19 protein-coding genes, 16 tRNA genes and 1 rRNA gene are annotated in these 22,664 nt (G+C 42.9%); 33 read left to right on the plus strand and 3 right to left on the minus strand.

The annotated features are described in order from the left end of the window. Positions 1-256 precede the first annotated feature (256 nt). The 18 genes from rrf to KOL94_RS21825 all read left to right on the plus strand — a co-directional run bounded on the left by rrf (position 257) and on the right by KOL94_RS21825 (position 2,498). A 5S ribosomal RNA gene (rrf, locus tag KOL94_RS21740) occupies positions 257-372 on the plus strand. 12 nt (positions 373-384) lie between these two features. Then, positions 385-459: transfer RNA gene (locus tag KOL94_RS21745), tRNA-Asn, on the plus strand. 1 nt (position 460) lies between these two features. Beyond that, positions 461-553: transfer RNA gene (locus tag KOL94_RS21750), tRNA-Ser, on the plus strand. Positions 554-585: 32 nt separating this feature from the next. Continuing rightward, positions 586-660: transfer RNA gene (locus KOL94_RS21755), tRNA-Glu, on the plus strand. A gap of 7 nt (positions 661-667) precedes the next feature. Beyond that, positions 668-743, plus strand: a tRNA-Val gene (locus KOL94_RS21760). Between the two features lie 19 nt (positions 744-762). Beyond that, positions 763-839: transfer RNA gene (locus KOL94_RS21765), tRNA-Met, on the plus strand. An 87-nt stretch (positions 840-926) separates the two neighbouring features. Next, a tRNA-Asp gene (locus KOL94_RS21770) sits at positions 927-1,002 on the plus strand. A gap of 151 nt (positions 1,003-1,153) precedes the next feature. Beyond that, positions 1,154-1,229: transfer RNA gene (locus KOL94_RS21775), tRNA-Phe, on the plus strand. A 4-nt stretch (positions 1,230-1,233) separates the two neighbouring features. Then, positions 1,234-1,309: transfer RNA gene (locus tag KOL94_RS21780), tRNA-Thr, on the plus strand. A gap of 89 nt (positions 1,310-1,398) precedes the next feature. Continuing rightward, positions 1,399-1,483: transfer RNA gene (locus KOL94_RS21785), tRNA-Tyr, on the plus strand. A gap of 3 nt (positions 1,484-1,486) precedes the next feature. Next, a tRNA-Trp gene (locus KOL94_RS21790) sits at positions 1,487-1,560 on the plus strand. A 26-nt stretch (positions 1,561-1,586) separates the two neighbouring features. After that, positions 1,587-1,662 (plus strand) — tRNA-His (locus tag KOL94_RS21795). Positions 1,663-1,669: 7 nt separating this feature from the next. Then, positions 1,670-1,744, plus strand: a tRNA-Gln gene (locus KOL94_RS21800). Positions 1,745-1,749: 5 nt separating this feature from the next. Next, a tRNA-Gly gene (locus KOL94_RS21805) sits at positions 1,750-1,824 on the plus strand. 65 nt (positions 1,825-1,889) lie between these two features. Beyond that, positions 1,890-1,964, plus strand: a tRNA-Cys gene (locus KOL94_RS21810). A gap of 12 nt (positions 1,965-1,976) precedes the next feature. Next, positions 1,977-2,065, plus strand: a tRNA-Leu gene (locus KOL94_RS21815). A gap of 31 nt (positions 2,066-2,096) precedes the next feature. Further along, positions 2,097-2,181: transfer RNA gene (locus tag KOL94_RS21820), tRNA-Leu, on the plus strand. Positions 2,182-2,333: 152 nt separating this feature from the next. Next, positions 2,334-2,498: a YqaE/Pmp3 family membrane protein gene (locus KOL94_RS21825; protein ID WP_221568785.1), complete on the plus strand. Its 165-nt coding sequence runs from the start codon at positions 2,334-2,336 to the stop codon at positions 2,496-2,498. A 151-nt stretch (positions 2,499-2,649) separates the two neighbouring features. On the opposite strand, the gene KOL94_RS21830 is transcribed toward KOL94_RS21825, so the two are convergent. Then, positions 2,650-3,315, minus strand: coding sequence for a B3/B4 domain-containing protein (locus tag KOL94_RS21830; protein ID WP_221568786.1), 666 nt, complete (start codon positions 3,313-3,315; stop codon positions 2,650-2,652). 81 nt (positions 3,316-3,396) lie between these two features. On the opposite strand from KOL94_RS21830, the gene KOL94_RS21835 reads away from it, so the two are divergent. The 6 genes from KOL94_RS21835 (at position 3,397) to KOL94_RS21860 (ending at position 10,505) form a co-directional block, all read left to right on the plus strand. Then, positions 3,397-5,103 (plus strand): ABC-ATPase domain-containing protein, encoded by a 1,707-nt coding sequence (locus tag KOL94_RS21835; RefSeq protein WP_221568787.1) that lies wholly within the window; start codon positions 3,397-3,399, stop codon positions 5,101-5,103. 38 nt (positions 5,104-5,141) lie between these two features. Further along, entirely contained in the window at positions 5,142-6,287 is a 1,146-nt protein-coding gene (queG, locus tag KOL94_RS21840) for a tRNA epoxyqueuosine(34) reductase QueG (RefSeq protein WP_221568788.1), read from the plus strand. Positions 6,288-6,344: 57 nt separating this feature from the next. Beyond that, entirely contained in the window at positions 6,345-6,878 is a 534-nt protein-coding gene (locus tag KOL94_RS21845) for a methylated-DNA--[protein]-cysteine S-methyltransferase (protein ID WP_221568789.1), read from the plus strand. Positions 6,879-7,426: 548 nt separating this feature from the next. Continuing rightward, entirely contained in the window at positions 7,427-8,320 is an 894-nt protein-coding gene (locus KOL94_RS21850; RefSeq protein ID WP_221568790.1) for an amidase domain-containing protein, read from the plus strand. 380 nt (positions 8,321-8,700) lie between these two features. After that, positions 8,701-9,171 (plus strand): tRNA (uridine(34)/cytosine(34)/5-carboxymethylaminomethyluridine(34)-2'-O)-methyltransferase TrmL, encoded by a 471-nt coding sequence (trmL, locus tag KOL94_RS21855; protein WP_221568791.1) that lies wholly within the window; start codon positions 8,701-8,703, stop codon positions 9,169-9,171. Between the two features lie 770 nt (positions 9,172-9,941). Then, positions 9,942-10,505, plus strand: coding sequence for a DUF5366 family protein (locus tag KOL94_RS21860; protein WP_260412602.1), 564 nt, complete (start codon positions 9,942-9,944; stop codon positions 10,503-10,505). 174 nt (positions 10,506-10,679) lie between these two features. On the opposite strand, the gene KOL94_RS21865 is transcribed toward KOL94_RS21860, so the two are convergent. Continuing rightward, positions 10,680-12,545: a transglycosylase domain-containing protein gene (locus tag KOL94_RS21865; protein ID WP_221568793.1), complete on the minus strand. Its 1,866-nt coding sequence runs from the start codon at positions 12,543-12,545 to the stop codon at positions 10,680-10,682. Positions 12,546-12,690: 145 nt separating this feature from the next. On the opposite strand from KOL94_RS21865, the gene KOL94_RS21870 reads away from it, so the two are divergent. The 5 genes from KOL94_RS21870 to KOL94_RS21890 all read left to right on the plus strand — a co-directional run bounded on the left by KOL94_RS21870 (position 12,691) and on the right by KOL94_RS21890 (position 18,183). After that, complete coding sequence (locus KOL94_RS21870; protein ID WP_221568794.1) at positions 12,691-14,586, plus strand: PrkA family serine protein kinase; 1,896 nt, start codon at positions 12,691-12,693, stop codon at positions 14,584-14,586. Positions 14,587-14,887: 301 nt separating this feature from the next. Next, positions 14,888-15,442 carry a signal peptidase I gene (lepB, locus tag KOL94_RS21875; protein ID WP_221568795.1) on the plus strand — a complete coding sequence of 185 codons (555 nt, stop codon included), beginning with the start codon at positions 14,888-14,890 and terminating at the stop codon, positions 15,440-15,442. Between the two features lie 52 nt (positions 15,443-15,494). Next, entirely contained in the window at positions 15,495-15,668 is a 174-nt protein-coding gene (locus KOL94_RS21880) for a hypothetical protein (RefSeq protein WP_221568796.1), read from the plus strand. Positions 15,669-15,982: 314 nt separating this feature from the next. Continuing rightward, complete coding sequence (gene yhbH, locus KOL94_RS21885; RefSeq protein ID WP_221568797.1) at positions 15,983-17,152, plus strand: sporulation protein YhbH; 1,170 nt, start codon at positions 15,983-15,985, stop codon at positions 17,150-17,152. 215 nt (positions 17,153-17,367) lie between these two features. Then, the gene (locus KOL94_RS21890; protein WP_221568798.1) at positions 17,368-18,183 is read left to right on the plus strand and encodes a ComEC/Rec2 family competence protein; all 816 of its coding nucleotides are present in this window, start codon (positions 17,368-17,370) and stop codon (positions 18,181-18,183) included. Here KOL94_RS21890 and KOL94_RS21895 read toward each other — a convergent pair. Further along, on the minus strand, positions 18,174-18,452 hold the full coding sequence (locus KOL94_RS21895; protein WP_221568799.1) for a late competence development ComFB family protein: 279 nt from the start codon (positions 18,450-18,452) through the stop codon (positions 18,174-18,176). The genes KOL94_RS21890 and KOL94_RS21895 overlap by 10 nt on opposite strands. A gap of 147 nt (positions 18,453-18,599) precedes the next feature. On the opposite strand from KOL94_RS21895, the gene KOL94_RS21900 reads away from it, so the two are divergent. From KOL94_RS21900 to KOL94_RS21915, 4 genes are all read left to right on the plus strand, one after another. Beyond that, positions 18,600-19,043 carry a CBS domain-containing protein gene (locus KOL94_RS21900; RefSeq protein ID WP_221568800.1) on the plus strand — a complete coding sequence of 148 codons (444 nt, stop codon included), beginning with the start codon at positions 18,600-18,602 and terminating at the stop codon, positions 19,041-19,043. A gap of 369 nt (positions 19,044-19,412) precedes the next feature. Further along, complete coding sequence (locus tag KOL94_RS21905; RefSeq protein WP_221568801.1) at positions 19,413-20,075, plus strand: HAD family hydrolase; 663 nt, start codon at positions 19,413-19,415, stop codon at positions 20,073-20,075. Positions 20,076-20,086: 11 nt separating this feature from the next. Continuing rightward, the gene (locus KOL94_RS21910; RefSeq protein WP_221568913.1) at positions 20,087-20,479 is read left to right on the plus strand and encodes a VOC family protein; all 393 of its coding nucleotides are present in this window, start codon (positions 20,087-20,089) and stop codon (positions 20,477-20,479) included. Positions 20,480-20,495: 16 nt separating this feature from the next. Then, positions 20,496-22,043 (plus strand): bifunctional GNAT family N-acetyltransferase/carbon-nitrogen hydrolase family protein, encoded by a 1,548-nt coding sequence (locus tag KOL94_RS21915; protein WP_221568802.1) that lies wholly within the window; start codon positions 20,496-20,498, stop codon positions 22,041-22,043. The last annotated feature ends 621 nt before the right edge of the window (positions 22,044-22,664 follow it).

Genomic DNA, 22,664 nt, shown 5'->3' on the forward strand with positions numbered 1-22,664 from the left:
CACATAATGAACGCTGACTAACATCGTCACGTCCTGTGACAACGTCAGCACCAGCACATCCTGTGCGTCACGTTTTCAAGAAAGACATTATCTAGTTTTGAGGGAATGGTTTCCTTCAAACTTCATACGAAGATTTGTCAGAATCAAGAGATTCGAGGAAGCAAGTGAACGATCACCGGAGTGTACTTTCGCGGTACATGAGGATGAGAGTGAACACAGCTGACAAAGAAGCTCGATGGTTATCACAAATCGATAGTCTGGTGACGATCGCGAAGAGGTCACACCCGTTCCCATGCCGAACACGGAAGTTAAGCTCTTCAGCGCCAATGGTAATTGGGGGCTTCCCCCTGTGAGAGTAGGACGTTGCCGGGCTAATTATTTCGATCCACAGTAGCTCAGTGGTAGAGCTATCGGCTGTTAACCGATCGGTCGCAGGTTCGAGTCCTGCCTGTGGAGCCACGGAGAGCTGTCCGAGAGGTCGAAGGAGCACGATTGGAAATCGTGTGTGCGGTTTAAACCCGTACCGAGGGTTCGAATCCCTCGCTCTCCGCCATAAGATATCTATTTGTAATACATAATTTTATTGGCCCCTTGGTCAAGTGGTTAAGACACCGCCCTTTCACGGCGGTAACACGGGTTCGAATCCCGTAGGGGTCACCATTCATATGGAGGATTAGCTCAGCTGGGAGAGCACCTGCCTTACAAGCAGGGGGTCGGCGGTTCGATCCCGTCATCCTCCACCATTTCATATACTTTTATCGTCGCGGGGTGGAGCAGTCTGGTAGCTCGTCGGGCTCATAACCCGAAGGTCGTAGGTTCAAATCCTATCCCCGCAACCAATTTTTAAGTTCATTGTCCAACGTCGAGATTTCGTACTTTCAATGAACATATGGGGTACCTGAAGGGGTGCAACCAATTTAATTGCTGGACCCGTGGTGTAGGGGTTAACATGCCTGCCTGTCACGCAGGAGATCGCCGGTTCGAATCCGGTCGGGTCCGCCATTATTTTCCTAATACAACATGGCTCGATAGCTCAGTCACGAGCGGTTCATCGTTGAAGGATCAGCGAGTTGTCCCGACGCAGCAAACAGCGGTAGCATTAACTTGTAGAGAAAGGGACAGGGGACCGACGGACTTTGTATTTAAACTTCATGGCTCGATAGCTCAGTCGGTAGAGCAGAGGACTGAAAATCCTCGTGTCGGCGGTTCGATTCCGTCTCGAGCCACCATGTTGCTGGCCTAGCTCAATTGGTAGAGCAACTGACTTGTAATCAGTAGGTTGGGGGTTCAAGTCCTCTGGCCAGCACCATTTTACATTTAGCAAAGGTTGGTTCTAGTTCCTGAAATTAGGTCTTGAATCACTTTGTAATCTGTACTAAAATATAAATTGTCTCTTTTGGAGGGGTAGCGAAGTGGCTAAACGCGGCGGACTGTAAATCCGCTCCCTCCGGGTTCGGCGGTTCGAATCCGTCCCCCTCCACCATTTAGGGGTATAGTTTAACGGTAGAACAGAGGTCTCCAAAACCTCCAGTGTGGGTTCGATTCCTACTACCCCTGCCAATTTATATTTCTAAAATTGTATTATGGCGATTGTGGCGAAGTGGTTAACGCACCGGATTGTGGTTCCGGCATTCGTGGGTTCGATTCCCATCAGTCGCCCCATATGCGTTGGGCTATAGCCAAGCGGTAAGGCAACGGACTTTGACTCCGTCATGCGTTGGTTCGAATCCAGCTAGCCCAGCCATTTTCGCGGAAGTAGTTCAGTGGTAGAACACCACCTTGCCAAGGTGGGGGTCGCGGGTTCGAATCCCGTCTTCCGCTCCATTAATTTTAAAAAGAACTGCCGAAGATAGTACTCCATTTTCGTATCAAGCATACAAATGAAGTATGGCGGCATAGCCAAGTGGTAAGGCACGGGTCTGCAAAACCCTTATCCCCCGGTTCGAATCCGGGTGCCGCCTCCATCTAACTACCCAGCCGGGGTGGTGGAATTGGCAGACACACAGGACTTAAAATCCTGCGGTAGGTGACTACCGTGCCGGTTCAAGTCCGGCCCTCGGCACCATATAATTTCATATTTTTTTAATTAGACACATGCCGGTGTGGCGGAATTGGCAGACGCGCACGACTCAAAATCGTGTTCCTCACGGAGTGTCGGTTCGACCCCGACCACCGGTACCATTACATAATCAACGTTCCTTGCAATCGTGAGGGACGTTTTTCTTTGTACATATATAATTTTAGTAATTGCTTTTACTGTAAACATTTTACTTGTTTACACTTATCCGCAGGAGGGTATTTCTAGAAGTACAACAGATAAGGAGGTAGAAATAATGCGTTATCTATTAGCTGTTTTGCTTCCACCTCTTGCTGTATTTCTACATGGCAGCAAATCACAAACGTTGATCAATGTCATACTTACAATCATCGCGTGGATACCTGGTGCAGTTCATGCTTTATTGGTTGTAAATAAGGGAAGCGCAGAAAGTATCGCTTGATGAAAAAACCTCCTTTTTAGGAGGTTTTGTACATAATTTCATACAGTTGTACTTATAATGAATAAAACATGTCTAACGCAGTGCTTCGTTTTTCGGAAACGGGGTGTTGCGTTTTTTATTTTTGGGTCTGTTAAAGAACTTTGGGTTTTCTTTACTTGATGATATCCACTTCAGCTGTTCCTCCATGAATCTGGATGAACATTTTCTCGATAGCCTGGAGCATTTCTGTTGCGTGTTCCTCTGCTAAAGAAGGTTGAAAATAGACGACATGAAGGGCTTGCTTCGTCTTTTCAGTCACCATTGTACGTTTCGAATCGACGATCGGACTTCCGAAAGCACCTCTATCATCCCTGGTTACGATCTTACCTTCCATATTGACCTCTCGACCATTAATTCCTTCATACATATCCTCTTCTGAACCGATATCAATGATTATATTTCCAACGATATGTGATTGATCATAGACGCCGAGTGGTATTTGGTACTGTAGGGAGAAAAAGTTATTCGTATCGACTGCAGAGTGGATCGAGCCGAGCTTTGAACCTTTATACACCCGTCGGAGAAGCGCTTCTGAGGATGGGCGGTATCGCGAAGGATCAGTTCCGACTTTCTTAAACAGACTCCGCCATTCTTGGATAGGTTCGATCGTTGAAATTGGCTTTGTTTCCGCTTCAAGCATTAGTGATTCCTGGAATAACTGCAGGCGGCCAGATAACATTTTAGGTGATTCATCAACCGTGATATTATTGTATTGGATGATCCCGACTTTAAGGTCTGGAACAAGCTTCTTCAATTTATCAGATATGGAAATAATCATACTGATCACCTCAAGAACTTATGTATTTTACCATAGTGTACCATAATAGATTTTGTAACTGAAAAAGGAGTGCTTACGTTTATGGACAAGCTGAGAGATATTCTGAACCGAATCGACGGAAAGGGCTATAAAGCCTATAAAGACCTCCGGGGAAAATATCGATTCAATGATTTCACCCTCCATATCGATCACGTGCAGGGAGATCCGTTTGCAGCTCCCTCCAAGATCAGGTTAGAGGTGCCAAAATCCAAAACAATTTTAAGGGAAGATTGGGAATCGACGCCTTCCCGTAAAGTTAGAGTTGAAGATACGATTGCTCGAAGTGTAGCGAGTGCGATCCGACATCAGGAGACACAAGCAGGCGGTTCGGGTAAAAGCGGAGTCATAACCATCGACCGTCCGGCTCAGGAAGTGTTGCAACGCACTGCTGTCGAGCTGACGGCAAATGCGGTCATTATCTGTCTTTCAATCGGACTACCAGCAAGAGGCCGGAAAGTGCTCGGAAAACAGGCAAAAAAGATGTTGTTTACGATCATCCCACAGGTTTTAAATGACTCGATTTTCTCATTAGAAGACGATACCGTTGTGGAAGCGATCGAACTGTGCGATCAACAAGATGCGATCCGTGAGTTTATGAAAGGAAACAATCTTGTTGCGTTTATAGCTGAAGGATCGATTTTACCGAGGGAGAGTGGGATCAGTGACCGTCCACTCCGCTCAGATGATGTGGTCGCATTTGTAACACCAGCCTCTTTAAGTATCTCGATACCTGTACCGCACAAAAAAGAACCGATTCAAGGGATGGGGATCCAGAAAGGCATCACTCTCATCGTCGGTGGTGGGTATCATGGTAAGAGTACGTTGCTTGAAGCGATCGAGCGGGGGATTTATGATCATATCAGCGGAGACGGTCGTGAGTTCGTTCTGACAGACCCAAATGCAATGAAAGTACGTGCAGAAGATGGACGTAAAATCACAAGTGTGGATATTTCTCCGTTCATTCAAAACTTACCATTTGGAAAAGCAACGACTCAATTCACTTCAGAGGATGCAAGCGGTAGTACGTCACAAGCTGCTACGATTATTGAATCCCTGGAGGCTGGGGCTAGTGCATTATTGATTGATGAAGATACAAGCGCGACAAACTTCATGATCAGGGATGAACGGATGCAGCAGCTTGTCTCGAAGGATAAAGAGCCGATCACACCATTTATTGATAAAGTGAAGCAGCTTTATGAAGAGCATGAGGTTTCCACTTTGCTCGTCATGGGTGGTTCTGGTGATTATTTTGATGTAGCGGACACGGTGATTTTAATGGATCAATACCGACCATTCGACGTTACAAGTGAAGCAAAAGACATCGCTCGAAACTCGATTTCCAATCGGAAAAGGGAAGGTGGAGAGCGCTTTGGGGATGTTCAGTCAAGGAAGCCTCAAGCATCCAGTCTCGATAGCAGGAAAGGGAAACGGTCGAAGGTGGCGGCGAGAGGGCTTCATACGATTCAGTACGGTACGACTGATATCAAAATCGATTTTGTTGAGCAGGTGACGGATGCAAGCCAGACGAGAGCGATTGCTGAAATCCTTCATTTTGTAGAGAAAAAGAAATGGTTAGGATTGCTTTCGGTATCTGACCTTTTGGAGCGAATTGAAACACAGTTGAATGAAAAAGGGCTTGCCTCTTTTACAGACTTTCCCAATCAGCATCCTGGTGACTTGGCAAGACCGCGTATGTTAGAATTAGCTTCAGCATTGAATAGATTGAGAACGCTAGCTATACGTCAGTAGCTGGTACTATGGATTTTTAAAAGAAAGGGGGTCAAACGATGACAGGTGCCCAGTTAAAAGAAAGAGTCATTGCATATAGTAAATCAATCGGAATCGATAAAATAGGCTTTACAACAGCTGATCCGTTCACAGAATTGAAGGAGCGGCTCAGAACACAGCAAGAGAACGGGTTTCAATCTGGATTCGAAGAACAGGACATTGAAAAACGAACGCATCCAGAACTACTGCTTCCGAAAGCGAAATCGATCATATCAATTGCTCTCGCCTATCCTTCAAAAATGAAGGATGCACCGAGAAGCACAAAGGAAGACCGACGAGGGATTTTTTGCCGTGCTTCATGGGGGAAAGATTACCATGATGTATTGCGTGAAAAGATGAAACAGTTGGAACAATATATTCTGGAACAAGAACCAGAAGCGAAAGTCGTGTCGATGGTCGATACTGGAGAATTATCGGATCGTGCAGTTGCTGAGCGTGCTGGGATCGGTTGGAGCGGGAAGAACTGTGCAACCATTACACCTGAGTTTGGCTCCTATGTATATTTAGGCGAATTGATTACGACGATCGCATTTGAACCTGATCAACCGATGATAGATCAATGTGGTACGTGTAATAAGTGTGTCGATGCATGTCCGACTGGTGCTCTTGTAACAGGCGGTCAATTGGATTCGAATAAGTGCATTGCTTTTCTGACACAGACGAAAGGATTTCTTCCAGAACGTTACCGCGAAAAACTTGGAAACAGACTTTATGGATGTGATACTTGTCAGCAGGTTTGCCCTGAAAACAAAGGGAAAGACTTTCATCATCATTCTGAAATGGAGCCTGACCCAGAAATCGCAAAACCGAAATTGAAACCTTTGCTAACAATGAGTAACCGAGAATTCAAAGAGAAATTCGGTCCGGTATCTGGTTCTTGGAGAGGGAAGAAACCGATCCAGCGAAATGCTATCATCGCCTTAGGTAATTTTAAAGATGATACAGCTCTTCCGGAACTGGTGCATGTTCTTAATGAAGACCCTCGTCCTGTGATTCGAGGAACAGCAGCATGGGCGCTCGGAAAAATTGGAGGGTCTGAAGCTGAACACGTGCTTAAATCGGCGAAAGAGAGAGAAAATGACGAGAATGTACTAGCTGAAGTAAATAGAAGCCTTGATATGATCGATAATGGCGTCAAATCGTGATGGTTTTATTATTTTGCGTTCAGTATGATAATGCAAAAGGGTAAAAGAAGGGATAAGATGGAGACGACAATCAGTGTACAATATGGGGAAATGGACAGTGCAATCGGTCCACTTACGTTATTAAAAACTGAAAATGGATTATGTCGCATTGATTTTGGATCTGCCGAGGAGAATCTTCCTCTTATCAAAGCTTGGTTGAAGAAGCAATCTTTAAAGGCTGAGCTTTTTTATCACCAGGAGTCTTTTGGCCCTTATATGAAGCAGATCGAGGAATATTTCCTGCATCAGCGCAGGGATTTTGACTTTCCTATTGATCTATTCGGCACCCCGTTCCAGCGTAAAGTCTGGGAGGGGCTTAGAAACATTCCTTATGGAGAGACCTACTCGTATAAGGATGTCGCGACGATGATCGGATCGCCTAAGTCAGTCAGAGCAGTTGGAAGTGCAAACAATAAGAACCCGCTTCCAATCGTCATACCTTGCCACCGTGTGATCGGAAGCAACGGTGCTCTCGTTGGTTATGGCGGAGGACTTGATAAGAAAGAAGTATTATTGGATTTAGAACAACAACCATCACAGATCTGTTCATAGTCAATATCGTGTAATGGATAACCTACTCATTCTGAAGTAGGTTTTTTATTTTTTATGGTATAAGTTAATTGCTTATTAAGCGAAATTTGCGACACTCCTGCGGGAAAAGCGAGCCAGGCAAGAACCCGCACTTTTTAAAAGAATCTTCGACTATAATAATGAACTTCGACTAAATACCACCACGTCCTATGGTGAACGTCGAAGTCAGTATAAGGAAAGCTTCTAAGAATTCTCATCGCAGACACGAAAATGATTACATTTTTGTGTTGAGATCCTGTGCAAGTGAGGAGCTTGCGGATTTAGGGCTAATGCTTGGAAGAGATGTCTAGCTCAGCGACCAGTCACTTGGATCACTTCAAACTTCTTGCGGCGGCGACAACCTCCTCGTCAGTTTTCCAGTGACCTTCGTAACTAATCGGGTCGCTTCCGTTTTCGTTCGCCCGCATAAAGGGAGTGAATTTCGCAGCTATAGCAACCCCTTTTCTGGGGTTCTTTTTTTATTGATCAAACATAGACATGAAAGGAGAATGACTGAGGGGGTTGTATTAATGGATTGGCTCATTTCTTTACAAGAATTTATCGAAGAACAGAATGCCTCCTTCACCACGGACCGGATAAGGGATAACCGCATCAGCACCCTGGAGCGTGAAGCTTTGGTACGGCGTGCCAAAAGTCTCAAGTCAAGAAATGCAGTAATCGTCAACGCTCAAGTAAAGGCGAAAATTCTTGACCGGAATTCTGTCGAAGTAAAAACTGAAGAGATTAAGTACTTGATAAAACGATCATATCTGATCAAACAACCTTCCAACTTTTATGTTGAGGAATCCATTGAAAGACGGAAAGCATTGATAAAAAATAACGAAATTGAACTTGATCATTCATTAGAACAAGAGGGACTTCATGACTCCAATTTGACTGCGGTCGAGCGTGATGAAGAAGTGATGTCGATGCCCCGTTATAAATACAATCGGCTTGAAGCGGTGAAATATGCAGAACGATGGTGGAATTCACATAACCCAGCCTATAAACTGTTCGAGAATGATTGTACGAACTTCATATCACAATGCTTGCATGCAGGTGGGGCACCGATGAGAGGGTATCCGAATCGTTCCAAAGGCTGGTGGTTCAGAAGCAACAATTGGAGCTACAGCTGGACGGTGGCCAATACGTTGAGGTGGCACTTGAGCGGTTCAAAACAGGGGTTGCGAGGTCAGGAGATGCCTTCACCTGAATATTTGGTTCCAGGTGATGTCATTTGTTATGACTTCAATGGGGACGGAAGATGGCAGCACAATACGATTGTCGTCGCAAAGGATGAGCAGGGCATGCCGTTGGTGAATGCCCATACACATAACAGCCGGATGCGCTATTGGGACTATACCGACTCTACTGCATACACTCCGGAAATAAAATATAAATTCTTTCGGATCATAGACGGATAAAAGCATCCGTCATTTTGTTTGTTAGCGGACACAGGAGACCTTATTTAGCCCAATTTCTATATATTTAGGCAATTAACGGACACCAGGGCTCTTATTTTGGAGAAATCATACTAAAACAGCTAATATTTTTAATAAATAACGTCTCTGGTGTCCGCTAAAATGCTGAAATACGCTTTTTTGTCATAAATAACGGCTGTGGTGTCCATTAGATTTTTCTGAGCATGTAAGAGTGTGGCGAATTTCAATTAAAATTATTGGAGTAGACTACTCATAGCCTTAAGAAAGAACAGTGCACCCAGGGTTGGCGATTTTCGAACCTGTTTGGACATGCTATAATAGATAGGGTTTTTAGTTATAATGAAGATAGAGGTGAAAGTAACTTGGCTGTACATATCGTACTTTTCCAACCCGAAATTCCAGCTAACACAGGAAATATCGCAAGAACCTGTGCCGCAACGGATACGACACTCCATCTGATCCGTCCTCTTGGGTTTTCAACGGATGATAAGATGCTGAAGAGGGCAGGATTGGATTACTGGCAGTATGTGAATATCGTTTATTATAATTCGATAGATGAATTTTTCGAGCAAACAGAAGGGGAGTATTTTTTCCTGACGAAATATGGGGAAAAACCGCACACGTCCTTCGATTACAGCAAACCGGAAGTGAACTACTATTTTGTGTTCGGACGGGAGACGGATGGGCTTCCAGACGAGATCATCGAGAAAAATAAAGATAGGTGTTTGCGAATTCCGATGAACGAGAATGTCCGTTCTTTGAACCTTTCCAACACAGCTGCGATTCTCGTATATGAAGCGTTGAGGCAGCAAGATTATCTGCATTTGAGGTAATGAAAGGCTGTTTTATTATTTTATTGTTTTTTTATACAATTGGAAATATACTCGCTTTCCACGGGCACAAGAAAAGCGGAAGCGACCCGTTTAGTTATGAAGGTCACTGGAGGACTGACGAAGAGGCTGTCGCCGCTGCAGGAAGTTTGAAGTGATCCAAGGGACTGGTCGTTGAGCTAGACATCACTTCATTGCATTAACCTACTTCTGCAAGCCTGCTCACTTGCACAGGATCTCAACACAAAAATGTAATCATTTTCGTGTCTGCGATGAGAACTCTTAGAAGCTTTCCTTATGCTGACTTCGACGTTCACCATAGGACGTGGTGCTATTTAGTCGAAGTTCATTATTATAGTCGAAGATCCTTTTAAAGAGAGCGGGGTCTCGCTTAGCTTGCTTTCCCGCAAGAGTCTCGCATATTTCCACTTCTAAATAGTGAGGAATTATCTCGTCAACTGCATTCAATAGCAACAAACCTACAGATATTAAAAAAACGACTGAATTGTTCAGTCGTTTTTTCGTGGTATGTATGATACCACCTTATTTTTTTGTACCTGGACGATCATTATATCCAGCAGTAAAAATAGATACCAAAAAGGCTAAAATTACAGCTAAAATGAGGATAAAGCTCATATGACATCCTCCTTTAGAGCATAGTATATCCATTCATACATCCCATTATAGCAAATTTCACACAAATGTGTATGAAAAACTGTGACGAAAATGTAATAATAGAGAGAGCTACTAGAAAAAATTAGGGGAATGTCATGTTGGGGAAAAATACATATTTGACTGGGTATTTTCCGTTATTTGCGATCATCCTGTTCAGCGCATCTTTCGGGTTTTACTCACAAGTTCTGTTGATCGAGCAGCTAGAGCGGCTCGGCATATATCGTGGGATGACAGAGTTGTTTTCAATTGGTCAGGTGCAGGTGGCTCTCTGGTTCGTGTGTGCATTGTTGTTCTTCATGTTGTTTGCCGCACTCAAGTTGATTTCCGATACACTGGTCGAGCTCTCGCTTTTTTTCTTTTCAAAAGAAAGTGAAGGGGATACATTGAATAGGATTCGTGGAGGCAGTTCGATTTTTCTGATTGGGAGTCTTTGTTCCATTGTTGTCGTTCAGTCTTCTGTCTTGCTGCCGATCATCTTTTTGCTGTCTTGTTTCATTTATTTCTTTTACTTCGTTTTTAAAGCGAGTAATACGCTATCGATTGCAGGGATGTTCGGGCTCGTCTTCATGCACTTGCTTTTTTGGGTGAGCTTTTCGACAGGTGTTACTTATTCAGTATTGAAAGTTTATAAAGCGCTGATGTCTGGGATCATGTCAGCATAATAAAAAAGGCTACCTGTGGAGGCAGCTTTTTTAGTAGTGAGGTCTTTTCAACCGAATTGCAAGATTAACATTTGAATTTAGGAAATTATGGGTTGAATTTAGGAAATAGAGCCACGATATTAGGAGATAAGCACCTCAAATTAAGAAATGATCCTGTTAAACTTAGGCGCCACCTCACTTTTCAGTCTGGTTCATGATGTCTTTCCAGATTTTCAGATGCAGTGCCCGGCTTTGTACAGAATTGATAGGAGCCGGGCGGTCCTTGCCGACCCATATTCCTGCTGTATAACGATCCGTCAAGCCTACAAACCATAAATCTTTATTGTTGTTGGTCGTACCTGTTTTTCCGCCGATATAGCTGGATTGGATCCTAGCTTTCTGCCCAGTGCCGTTTGCCATGACATAGTTTAGCAGTGTGCGCATTTTTCGATTCGTATCAACAGACCATACTTGTTCCGGTTTCTCCTTCCATTGATAGAGAAGCTTGCCGTCAGTCGTGTGCACACTTTTGATTGCACGTGTTGGTTGATAGTGCCCGTTGTTACTGAAAGTCGTGTAGGCATCGCTAAGCTCTAATGGGGAGACCCCGTGGTCGAAGCCTCCGAGTACAGCTGTGATTCTGTAGTCTTCTGTTGAAACCTTTTGAAAAGAAAAAGGCTCTAGAAATTGAAAAGCATACTCGATTCCGATTGAGTCGACCATTCGGACCGCTGCTGTGTTGATCGATTTGCCGAGCGCGTTTTTCAAAGTTACGTTGTTGTAAGTTGCATTGCCATAGTTGGCAGGACAATACCCTCGTTTACAAAATGGTGCTGCATCGACAGGAACATTAAGAGGCAGTGCCTTTTTTTCGATATAAGGGACAAATGCCAACAGCGGTTTTATCGCTGAACCTGGCTGCCGATACGCTTGGTAGGCACGATTGAATTCATTCGCATTCATATTTTTACCGCCGACGATCGCCTTCAATCTGTATGTTGCATGATCAATCACCACAAATGCACCCTCGACATCTTTCGGTAATTGCTGCAGCTGTTTTTGAGCATTTATTTGTATGGTTTGATCAAGGTGCGTTTCCACGCGAATCCCTTTTTCATAAATCAGCTGATGGACGAAGTGGTCCAATTCCGAGCGAATTGCCGTCTTTTCCTCTATCGTTTCTGCTTTTTCAATCCTATCTTCAAATCCCTCTGAGTAAGAAACAAGCTCCCGCAATTCTTGAAGCGTGTAGGTCGTATAATCTGGAAAGGCATGAATTGGGCGTGTGATATTCAGGGAAATTTCCTCGTTCAAAGCCTTGTTGTATTCCTCTTCTTTTATGTACTTGTTTTCAAGCATCTTTTTCAAGACATGATGCTGACGTTTCAACGATTGATCCATATTTTTGGTCGGGTCATATTGGTTCGGGTTGTTCGGAATTCCGCAAAGCAGAGCGGTTTCAGCTAGGGAAAGCTGATCAACTGATTTTCCGAAATAAAACTGGCTGGCCGTTGCAATTCCGTAGTTGCCACTTCCAAAATAGATTGCATTGCTATATAGCTCTAGTATCATCTCTTTCGTCAATTCCTGTTCCAAACGATAGGAATAGAAAGCTTCGTGCAGCTTGCGTTTGTATGTTTTCGTGTGGGATAAAAATAAATTTCTAGCGAGCTGCTGTGTGATGGTACTTCCGCCCTGGTCTATCCCCCCGGACTTTGCATTGACAACGATGGCACGGGCAACTGCGGTTCCATCGACTCCCGGGTGTTTAAAAAAATGATTATCTTCTGCTGCAACAAAGGCATGAATCACCGAACTGGGCAACTGTTCATATGGTATGTATATCCGATGCTCGGTTCCATGGATCGTGTCAATGACAGAGCCGTCATCTGCAAGAATTGTCGAGCTTCTTGACAAGTGCATCGAGTCTATCGGTAATTCATTTTCGATTATTTCAGAGGGTAGCTTGATGCTCTTGATTTCACCCCAAACCTTCTCGGTCAATAAAAAGGAACTGAGCAGCAGGCTGATGATCATAATGTATCCAACGAAAAGTTTCAATGTTACATCCTGTCCTTCTATAAGTATGTCTTTTCTTCATTTTACCATGTTTGAAAGTAATTGGTTGAAAAAGAACATCGAATGATAAAGCAAGACGGGGCATACGATGTATTACATGTACGATTATTCCTTGGAGGGGGTACTCATGGATATTTTAGGGAAACTACAGCAATACCGGGAAGAGGAAAAAAGATTGGTTTGGGAAGGTACCTTCGCTGAATATTTGGAAATCTTACGAGAGCGTCCTGAAGTTGCTCAATCTGCCCATTCTCGTGTTTATAATATGATTAAGAGCCATGGAATTGAAGAGGTGAATGGGAAGAAACGATATAATTTCTTTTCCAACCAGATTTTCGGGTTGGAGGATGCGGTTGAGCGATTAGTTGAGGAGTACTTTCACCCATCAGCAAAACGATTGGATGTCCGTAAACGTATTCTACTCTTGATGGGACCCGTGAGTGGTGGTAAGTCTACGATTGTGACGATGTTGAAAAGAGGTTTGGAAGCTTATTCTAGAACAGATGAAGGCGCTGTATATGCCATAAAGGGGTGCCCGATGCATGAAGACCCGCTGCATCTGATCCCGCAATCAATGCGGGAGGACTTTTTCAACCAGTATGGAATCCGGGTAGAAGGATCGCTGTCGCCATTGAATATGATGCGGCTTGAGCAGGAATATGACGGACGCATTGAAGACGTCATGATCGAGCGGATTTTCTTTAGCGAGGATAAGCGGACAGGTATCGGTACATTCAGCCCTTCTGATCCGAAATCCCAGGATATCGCAGACTTGACTGGAAGCATCGACTTTTCTACGATTGCAGAGTTTGGTTCAGAATCCGATCCTCGTGCTTACCGGTTCGACGGGGAACTGAATAAGGCTAACCGAGGAATGATGGAGTTCCAGGAAATGTTGAAGTGTGATGAAAAATTCCTATGGCATTTGCTATCGTTGACACAGGAAGGGAATTTCAAGGCTGGAAGATTCGCTCTCATTTCCGCTGATGAACTTATCGTGGCTCATACGAACGAAGCTGAATACAAGTCGTTCATATCAAATAAGAAAAATGAGGCATTGCATTCACGTATCATCGTCATGCCGATCCCGTACAATTTGAAAGTGACAGAAGAAGAGAAGATTTATGAAAAAATGATCAATGACAGCGATATTGCCGACTTCCATATTGCGCCGCACGCTTTAAGAGTCGCAGCGATTTTCTCTGTTTTGACTCGTATGAAAGAATCCACCAAACAAGGCGTCGATTTTGTGAAAAAGATGCGGCTTTATGATGGTGAAAATGTTGAAGGGTTCAACCATGCTGATGTGGAAGAACTGAAAAAAGAGTTTCCAGATGAAGGGATGAGCGGGATCGATCCTCGGTATGTCATCAACCGGATTTCTTCTGCAATCATACGTAAAGATGTTCCTGCTATCAGTCCGCTTGATGTACTCCGCTCGCTGAAGGATGGACTGGATCAGCACGCGTCCATTTCCAAAGAAGATCGTGAAAAGTATATCAATTTTATTTCTGTTGCACGTAAAGAGTACGATGATATCGCGAAGAAAGAAGTACAAAAAGCATTTGTGTATTCTTATGAAGAATCAGCGAAAACCCTTATGGACAATTATCTTGATAATGTCGAAGCGTATTGTAATAAGAACAAGCTGCGTGACCCATTGACTGGTGATGAAATGAATCCAGATGAAAAACTAATGCGTTCGATTGAAGAACAGATTGGTATTTCTGAGAATGCGAAGAAAGCGTTCCGTGAAGAAATCTTGATCCGTATTTCGGCTTATGCACGTAAAGGGAAAAAATTCGATTACAATTCACATGAGCGTCTCCGCGAAGCGATCCAGAAGAAACTGTTCGCTGACCTTAAAGATGTTGTGAAGATCACCACATCGACGAAAACACCGGATGAATCACAGCTGAAGAAAGTCAACGAAGTCATCGCCCGTTTAATCGATGAATATGGCTATAACTCGATCTCAGCCAACGAACTTCTCCGATATGTCGGAAGCCTTCTTAACAGATAAAAAAGAAGATGCGAAAAATAATGAAAAAGGCGTACCCCAGCGGCACGCCTTTTTCGATTTTTTGCGGTGCCTGGCACCGAATGAAAACCCTTGGGAGAGAAGGGGTCTGGAACGGTGCCAGGCACGGTTTGAAAACCCTTGTGGGAGAAGGAGAATAAATTGGTGCCAGGCACCCTTCCTTTGTATTTGTTGAATGATGTTGTTATACTGTTTACAAAAAATTAACACGTTGCGTACTTGCTATTAAATTGTATAAAATGGTAAATTGAATATAATAAGAAAAAAGGGTGTGTAAGCATACATGACCAAAACAAAAAATAGTTTTTGGGAATGGATCAAGGCGATTGGAATTGCACTTCTGATTGCGTTTGTAGTTCGTCATTTTCTCTTCACGAACTATGTCGTATATGGTGAATCTATGATGCCTACCATTCAGGAAGGTAATCGTTTAATCGTTAATAAAATCAATTATGACATCAAAAAGCCCCAGCGGTTTGACTTGATTGTATTTAAAGCGAATGAACAAGAGGATTATATCAAGCGGATCATTGGTCTTCCTGGTGATAAAATCGAATACCGTGACGATAAACTGTACATTAACAATGAACCTGTGGAAGAAAAGTACTTAGAACGTTTCAGGAAAGATCTTCAGGAGGGCTCCCAGTTAACAGGAGACTTCACTTTGAAAGACATCACTGGTAAGGAACGGGTGCCCGAGGGAACCGTCTTCGTGCTAGGTGATAACCGCCTTCATAGTATCGACAGCCGTCATATCGGATTCGTCCCGCTTGAAAATGTTGTCGGGGAAGTCAATCTAAGATATTGGCCGATGTCAGAATTCCAAGTCATCCATTGAATGTTTATATTATGAAGAATCTGGGTATCGTTAGTTCAAGAGGTGGTTACCGATGACTAAAAAGAATAAAGAAGAAAAGACTCGCAACAGTGAAATGGTAAGCAATGAAAAAGAACTGAAAGAACATAGCAAGGTCATGGAACATCTTTCTTCAAATGAAGATGTAAAGAAAAGCGGTAAGGTACCTGACCCAGAGCAGCATAAGACAGAAGAAGACGATAAATAAATAGTTCCAATAAAGGATTAGCCCTATAGGGGTTGATCCTTTTTCTATGGTTTTAAGTAGACCACTTTTAGGCTTGAAGACCGCACTCGGAGAGGGTTTTAATTTCGAAAAGCAATAACTGTCCCCTTTATGTAATAGGAGTTTTGTCCCGATTTGATTTCCTTTCATGGCAAAAGGTGCGGAACTTGATAGACAAGCATCTTTTTGTTTGAATTTATTAGCAATTCTGAACATTTACTGCATAGGATAGAGTAATCCCCGAAAGTATAAACGTGCTTTTATTTTAAGGGGAAATCAAATAAGGAGGGGAATAAATGACCGTCAATAAAAAAGGCAATTTCGTCGTGTCACAGGAGAACTGGTCCCTCCACCGAAAAGGTTATCAAGACCAACAACGTCACATGGAAAAAGTTCAAGATGCATTAAAGAACAATCTACCGGACTTGATCAGTGAGGAAAGCATCATTTTATCCAATGGTCACGATGTCATTAAAATTCCGATCCGTTCCCTGGATGAATATAAAATCCGTTACAATTATGATAAATCAAAGCATGTCGGGCAGGGAGACGGAGAAAGCCAGGTCGGTGATGTCATTGCTCGTGATGGGAAGCCTAGTGGTAATAAAGGTGCCGGCAAAGGCAAAGGTGCTGGTGACCAGGCAGGTAAAGATTATTATGAAGCAGAAGTATCCCTTTTAGAACTTGAAGAGCTGTTGTTCAAAGAACTTGAACTTCCAAATCTGCAACAGAAGGAACAGGAAAATATCGTACTTGAGAAGATCGAATTCAATGATATTCGAAAGACAGGATTGATGGGTAATATCGACAAGAAGAAAACGATCCTTACAGCCTATAAACGTAACGCGTTAAAAGGTGACCCATCGATCATTCCAATTTTCCCAGAAGACCTTCGTTTCAAAACTTGGAATGAAAAAGAAAAACCAGAATCGAAAGCAGTTGTACTTGCGATGATGGATACGTCAGGTTCCATGGGGATTTGGGAAAAATATATGGCAAGAAGCTTTTTCTTCTGGATGACACGTTTTCTCCGTTCTAAATATGAAACAGTTGAAATTGAATTCATCGCACATCATACTGAAGCGAAAGTTGTGACTGAAGAAGACTTCTTCTCTAAAGGTGAAAGCGGCGGTACGATCTGTTCATCTGCTTATAGAAAAGCCCTTGAACTGATTGATGGCAAGTATTCTCCGAGCCGTTATAACATCTATCCATTCCACTTCTCAGATGGTGACAACCTTACCAGTGATAACTCGCGCTGTATAAAACTGGTTCAACAGATCATGGAAGTATCGAATATGTTCGGTTATGGTGAAGTGAACCCTTACAACCGTCATTCGACTTTGATGAGTGTTTATAAGAATCTCAAAGACCCTAAATTCAATTACTACATTTTAAAAGAAAAACGAGATGTATATCATTCGATGAGAAGCTTTTTTAAGAAAGGCGAACAGAATTTGGCTTAAGCCAGCTGACCCTTCATCAACGATAATCGATGAAGGGATTTTTATGGAAGTTTTCATACTTTCCGCGGGTAATCTCATATCAATAGTGAGACAGCAATAAACTTTTTCGAAAACAGCCTTATGGTAAAATAATCTCCCCTTTCCTACATAAACTAAGACCAAAATCTAAGGGGAGGTTCTTCAAAAATCGAATGAGACTAATTATTGTAATTGTGATGCTTATATTCATCTTTCCCCAACCGGCCGAAGCTTTGTGGAAGACGAGTCTCGAAATGCATGTGATTGATGTTGGCCAAGCGGACAGCATTTACATTGAATTGTCCAATGGGAAGAATATCTTGATCGATTCTGGTGATGAACATGATGGTCCTAAGGTGGTTTCTTATCTGCAGAAACGTGGAGTTGAAGAAATTAATTATTTGATCGCAAGCCATCCTCACCATGATCATATCGGAAGTATGGATGCGATTTTTGAATCCTTCGAAGTCGAGTCGATCTATATGCCAGCTGTCAAATACCATACGACATATTATAAACGGTTGAAAAGATTGATTGAAGAATCCGGGATCGAACCGATTGAAGCAAAAGCGGGGGTTAAGAAGAAACTGGCGCGAAATATCAAGATGGAGTTTGTAGCTCCGTCAAGGAAAAAATACAAATCACTTAATGATCATTCTGCAGTGTTGAAAATCGACCATGGCAAAAAATCAATTTTACTTATGGCTGATGCAGGTATGGCTTCAGAAAATGAATTGTTAAAAAGACTGGATGATAAAAAGATCGACGTATTGAAGGTTTCACATCACGGGGCAAACACGGGAACAAGTAATGGGTTGTTGAAAAAAACAGACCCAGATTATGCTGTGATCTCGGTCGGACGGAAAAATAAGTATGGGTACCCTTCAAAGGAAGTGTTGAAGCGATTGAACACCCACAATGTACAGGTGTTCAGAACTGACAAGCTGGGAACGATCATTATGAAAAGCGATGGAAAGTCAGTACGGTTCTTTACCGAATTTCATCAATCATGATTCGGATTCTTTCGTACCACATGGATCGCGCTGATGATATGTTTATTGAGCATCGTACGCATGAAAGGTTTATTGAAAAGCTGATAGATGATTTCACGGTTATCTGGTGAAGTCACATATCTTGGCGGGATACTGTTCAGACTCAAAGCAATAATGTCTACAGTACATTTATTGCACCGGCAAATGGTTTGATAATCAGGACTGTTCAATAATACTGTGACGACGGTCGGGACGATTTCTTCTAAAACATTGTAATATTCTTTTGCCATTGTTCCACCTCATGATGTAAAATATGGATCCTTTTTTAGTGTAGATGAATTACCCACAAAATGAAATGCCCAATTCGTTGTAAATAAAGGCAAAATAATCTTCTTTTTCGTCGGCTAAACTAAGGATGAAAGGAGGATATGCTTACAATGAATAATAATCAACAACTTCGTTCACTTATGTCGAATAACATCGCTTCTGTCACTTCACAGCAATCGCTTAAAGAGGCAGCTGCTCTAATGAGTCAGTATAACGTAGGTGCTTTGCCGGTCGTCGAAAATGGTCAACTCCGAGGGATCATCACAGACCGTGACATCACATTACGTTCAACTGCTCAAGGCTTGGATGGAAATACACAAGTATCTCAATGTATGTCCAACAACATCGTTTCGGGGAATCCGAATATGACTCCTCAAGAGGCTGCTCAATTGATGTCCACAAACCAGATCCGTCGTCTTCCTGTGGTTGAAAACAACCAGGTCGTAGGTATGGTTTCACTTGGTGATCTTGCTACGAAAGACCAGGATCCAAATGATGCCGGGCAAGCCCTATCAAGCATTTCTACTCCTTCAAACCCGAACACACCTCAATAACGAGAAACAAGCATCCAATACGGGTGCTTGTTTTTATTTTTCCCATTAGGATTGGGGCGGTGTAGTACCTTAGTGCTAATTTCTAGGATTATGGCTGGAATTTCTGGAATTATTGAAGAATTTCTAGGATTCTGCCCAATTTTTCTAGAATTAGTACGCAATCAAGTCGCTGGCATTGTTATCACTTGCCAGTCGACAAGATTTCTTTTCACTTGTTATAATCACTTTTCAGCAGGTTGTCAGGACGACGTTGTAGAAAAGTGGATGTTCAAGTATAAGTGCAACTAGGTTTCTGTCTGCGCATTCTGCTTGTCAATCAACCAGTTTTCTTTATATATTGGTGTTAGATGATGGAAAGGGAGTGGCGGAATGATCAAAGCGATCGTGTTCGATTTCGATGGCATCATTTTAGATACTGAATCGTGTGAATATAACGTTTTACAGAAAATATACAAGGAGCATGGGGCAGAGCTGCCTCTGGAAGTTTGGGGAGAGTGCATCGGCACACACTCCGACTTTTTTGATGCCCATGAATACCTCGAGAAACAGATTGGGAAAAAACTGGACCGGGACACAATCAAACAGCAGCGCCTGGATATTTTTCAGGAGCTCATCAAAGACAAAGGGCCGATGCCGGGCGTAGTCGAGTATCTGGAAGCGGCACAACATCTCGGCCTAAAGATCGGTCTAGCCTCCAGTTCTTCATACAAGTGGGTTTCGAACCATCTGAAAAACCTCGGGATTTTCGATTATTTTGAGTGTATCAAGACCTCAGATGACGTGGAAAAAGTGAAACCAGATCCGGCTCTGTTTTCAGAAGCAGTGAAGTGCCTGGATGTAAAACCGGAAGAAGCTGTTGCTTTCGAAGACTCAGCGAACGGTGCGAAGGCTGCTAAAAAGGCAGGATTACATACAGTCATCATACCGAACATGGTTACAAGGCACCTGACCTTCGAGGAATATGATCTTCGACTTGAATCACTTGCTGAATTGAAACTAAACGAGATGATTGTGGAGTTTTCGAGTAAATGATACAAGGGAATATGGCTATAAAAGGCTTTAATCATATTACACTCAATGTAAATGCCCTTGATGAATCATTACTTTTCTATGAAGGCATACTTGGAATGAAAAAGGTACATCTCGGTAATACAGATGCTTATCTTGAAAGCGGTTCGGCTTGGATCTGTCTTTTAGAAAAAAAGAATCTGAAAACTGCTGAAAATGAGGTCCCAGGTGTAAATCACTTTGCATTTTCAGTCGACAAGGAGGATTTCAATTATTTCGTACAGCGATTGAAAGAATTTCAGGTTCCGATCGTCCGTGGACCGATTGAACGGGGTGGAGGGCTCGTAGTAAATTTCCTCGACCCAAATGGAATCGAACTAGAACTGAACACCGCAGATTTAAAAACAAGAATGAAGGAATGGCGATAAGGAAGGATGGTACGTCATGTCATCGGTTGATGAGTCGAAATACGAAAAGAAAATCATACTTCGGAATATTGAGGAAAAAGATATCAAACAAATCCTTGAATTACAAGAGATTTGTTTCCCAAACATGGATCCATGGAAAAGAGAGCATCTTGAGAGTCATCTCAACATCTTTCCTGAGGGACAGTTTTGCGTCGAATATGACGGTAAAGTGGTCGGTACGTGTTCGAGTCTGATTGTGAATTTCGATGAGTATGATGAAAAACATACGTGGGATGAGATTACGGATGAAGGATATATTACGAATCATGATCCTGAAGGGTACAACCTTTATGGCATCGAGGTCATGGTCCACCCTGAATTCCGGCGTATGAAAATCGGCCGCAGGCTTTATGAAGCACGTAAAGAGCTGGCTGAGAAACTGAATTTGAAAAGCATCATCATCGGAGGTCGGATTCCGTATTATCATAAGTATGCTGATAAAATGTCGCCAAGGGAATATGTGAAAGAAGTCGTCAATCATAATATTTTTGATCCTGTTCTAACCTTCCAATTGATGAACGGGTTCACGTTGATGCGGGTCAACCCATCCTATTTGCCGGATGATGATGCATCCAATGCGCATGCTACATTGATGGAATGGAATAATATCGATTACCGGGCAACCTCAAAACGCCATTTCAAAACGTCATTCCCGGTGCGCATTACGACGATCCAATATATGATGAAGCAGATCTATACGTTTGATGAATTTGCAAATCAGGTTGAATATTATACGGATGTCGCTTCTGATTATGGTTCGGATTTTGCCGTTTTCCCTGAAATCTTTACAACCCAGCTGATGTCATATTTGGATGAAAAAAGTCCAAGCCAGGCTGTCCGTAGATTGACGGAGTACACAGAAGATTATATTGAACTTTTCACTGAACTGGCTGTCCGATACAACGTAAACATCATTGGCGGGTCTCATTTTGTCGAAGAAGATGGCAAGATCTACAACATCGCATACCTATTCCGCAGAGACGGAACAATTGAAAAACAGTACAAGCTGCATATCACACCGAATGAGCGGAAATGGTGGGGAGTCAGTCCCGGAGATAAGGTCAACGTCTTTGATACCGATTGCGGGAAAATCGCAATCTTAATCTGTTATGACATCGAGTTTCCAGAACTTTCGAGATATGTAACCGATAAAGGAGCGCGGATCATCTTCACTCCATTCTGTACAGATGATCGTCAAGGATATCTACGGGTCCGATATTGTGCGCAAGCTCGCGCAATCGAAAACCAGGTGTACACGGTATTATCAGGAACGGTCGGGAATCTGCCGCAAACGGAAAACATGGATATCCAATATGCGCAATCAGGCATCTTTACGCCATCTGACTTCACCTTTCCTCGAGATGGGATTGTCGGAGAATGTAACCCGAATATCGAAACGGTAGTTGTTGGTGATGTCGATTTAGAGATTTTACGGAGACATAGACGGTCAGGAAGTGTCATGCAATTGAGAGACCGCCGACGCGACTTATACGAAGTGATTATGAAAAAACAAGATGAACAATGATTTAAAGACAGGTATTTGACCTGTCTTTTTAAAATTAGGGGGGTAAATAATTCTGTTGATTTCTGGCTAAGTTTGATTTTACTGAAATTCACGACACTCCTGCGGGAAAAGCGAGCCAGGCAAGACCCCACTCTCTTTAAAAGGATCTTCGACTATAATAATGGACTTCGACTAAATACCACCACGTCCTATGGTGAACGTCGAAGTCAGTACATCCTGTACAAGTACGTCCTGTGGTGAACGTCGAAGCCAGCAATAAGGAAAGCTTCTAAGAATTCTCATCGCAGACACGAAAATGATTTCAATTTTGTGTTGAGATCCTGTGCAAGTGAGGAGGCTTGCGGATAAGGGTTAATGCTTGGATGTGATGTCTAGCTCAGCGACCAGTCACTTGTATCACTTCAAACTTCCTGCGGCGGCGACAGCCTCCTCGTCCGTTTTCCAGTGGCCTACGTGACTCATCGGGTCGCTTCCGCTTTTCGTTGGAAAGGGAGTGAATTTCGCAAAAATCAACAATAAAGGATATCAAAGCCTTCAATTAAGTATAAGATCAACTATGGCGCAGCCTCCACTAAAGATTGGCTTTGCCAAGTTTTCTTTATTTTCCGGGGAATATTGACA

This window comes from Alkalihalobacillus sp. TS-13 (genome assembly GCF_019720915.1).
Lineage (GTDB): Bacteria > Bacillota > Bacilli > Bacillales > Fictibacillaceae > Pseudalkalibacillus.

Coding starts and splice junctions, on each gene's coding strand:
- KOL94_RS21870 (WP_221568794.1), top strand. CDS start 12,691: ATGGATATTTTAGGGAAACTACAGCAATACCGGGAAGAGGAAAAAAGA.
- KOL94_RS21895 (WP_221568799.1), bottom strand. CDS start 18,452: ATGGCAAAAGAATATTACAATGTTTTAGAAGAAATCGTCCCGACCGTC.
- KOL94_RS21890 (WP_221568798.1), top strand. CDS start 17,368: ATGCTTATATTCATCTTTCCCCAACCGGCCGAAGCTTTGTGGAAGACG.
- KOL94_RS21845 (WP_221568789.1), top strand. CDS start 6,345: ATGGAGACGACAATCAGTGTACAATATGGGGAAATGGACAGTGCAATC.
- KOL94_RS21835 (WP_221568787.1), top strand. CDS start 3,397: ATGGACAAGCTGAGAGATATTCTGAACCGAATCGACGGAAAGGGCTAT.
- KOL94_RS21900 (WP_221568800.1), top strand. CDS start 18,600: ATGAATAATAATCAACAACTTCGTTCACTTATGTCGAATAACATCGCT.
- KOL94_RS21825 (WP_221568785.1), top strand. CDS start 2,334: ATGCGTTATCTATTAGCTGTTTTGCTTCCACCTCTTGCTGTATTTCTA.
- KOL94_RS21905 (WP_221568801.1), top strand. CDS start 19,413: ATGATCAAAGCGATCGTGTTCGATTTCGATGGCATCATTTTAGATACT.
- KOL94_RS21910 (WP_221568913.1), top strand. CDS start 20,087: ATGGCTATAAAAGGCTTTAATCATATTACACTCAATGTAAATGCCCTT.
- yhbH (WP_221568797.1), top strand. CDS start 15,983: ATGACCGTCAATAAAAAAGGCAATTTCGTCGTGTCACAGGAGAACTGG.
- KOL94_RS21880 (WP_221568796.1), top strand. CDS start 15,495: ATGACTAAAAAGAATAAAGAAGAAAAGACTCGCAACAGTGAAATGGTA.
- queG (WP_221568788.1), top strand. CDS start 5,142: ATGACAGGTGCCCAGTTAAAAGAAAGAGTCATTGCATATAGTAAATCA.
- lepB (WP_221568795.1), top strand. CDS start 14,888: ATGACCAAAACAAAAAATAGTTTTTGGGAATGGATCAAGGCGATTGGA.
- KOL94_RS21830 (WP_221568786.1), bottom strand. CDS start 3,315: ATGATTATTTCCATATCTGATAAATTGAAGAAGCTTGTTCCAGACCTT.
- KOL94_RS21850 (WP_221568790.1), top strand. CDS start 7,427: ATGGATTGGCTCATTTCTTTACAAGAATTTATCGAAGAACAGAATGCC.
- KOL94_RS21915 (WP_221568802.1), top strand. CDS start 20,496: ATGTCATCGGTTGATGAGTCGAAATACGAAAAGAAAATCATACTTCGG.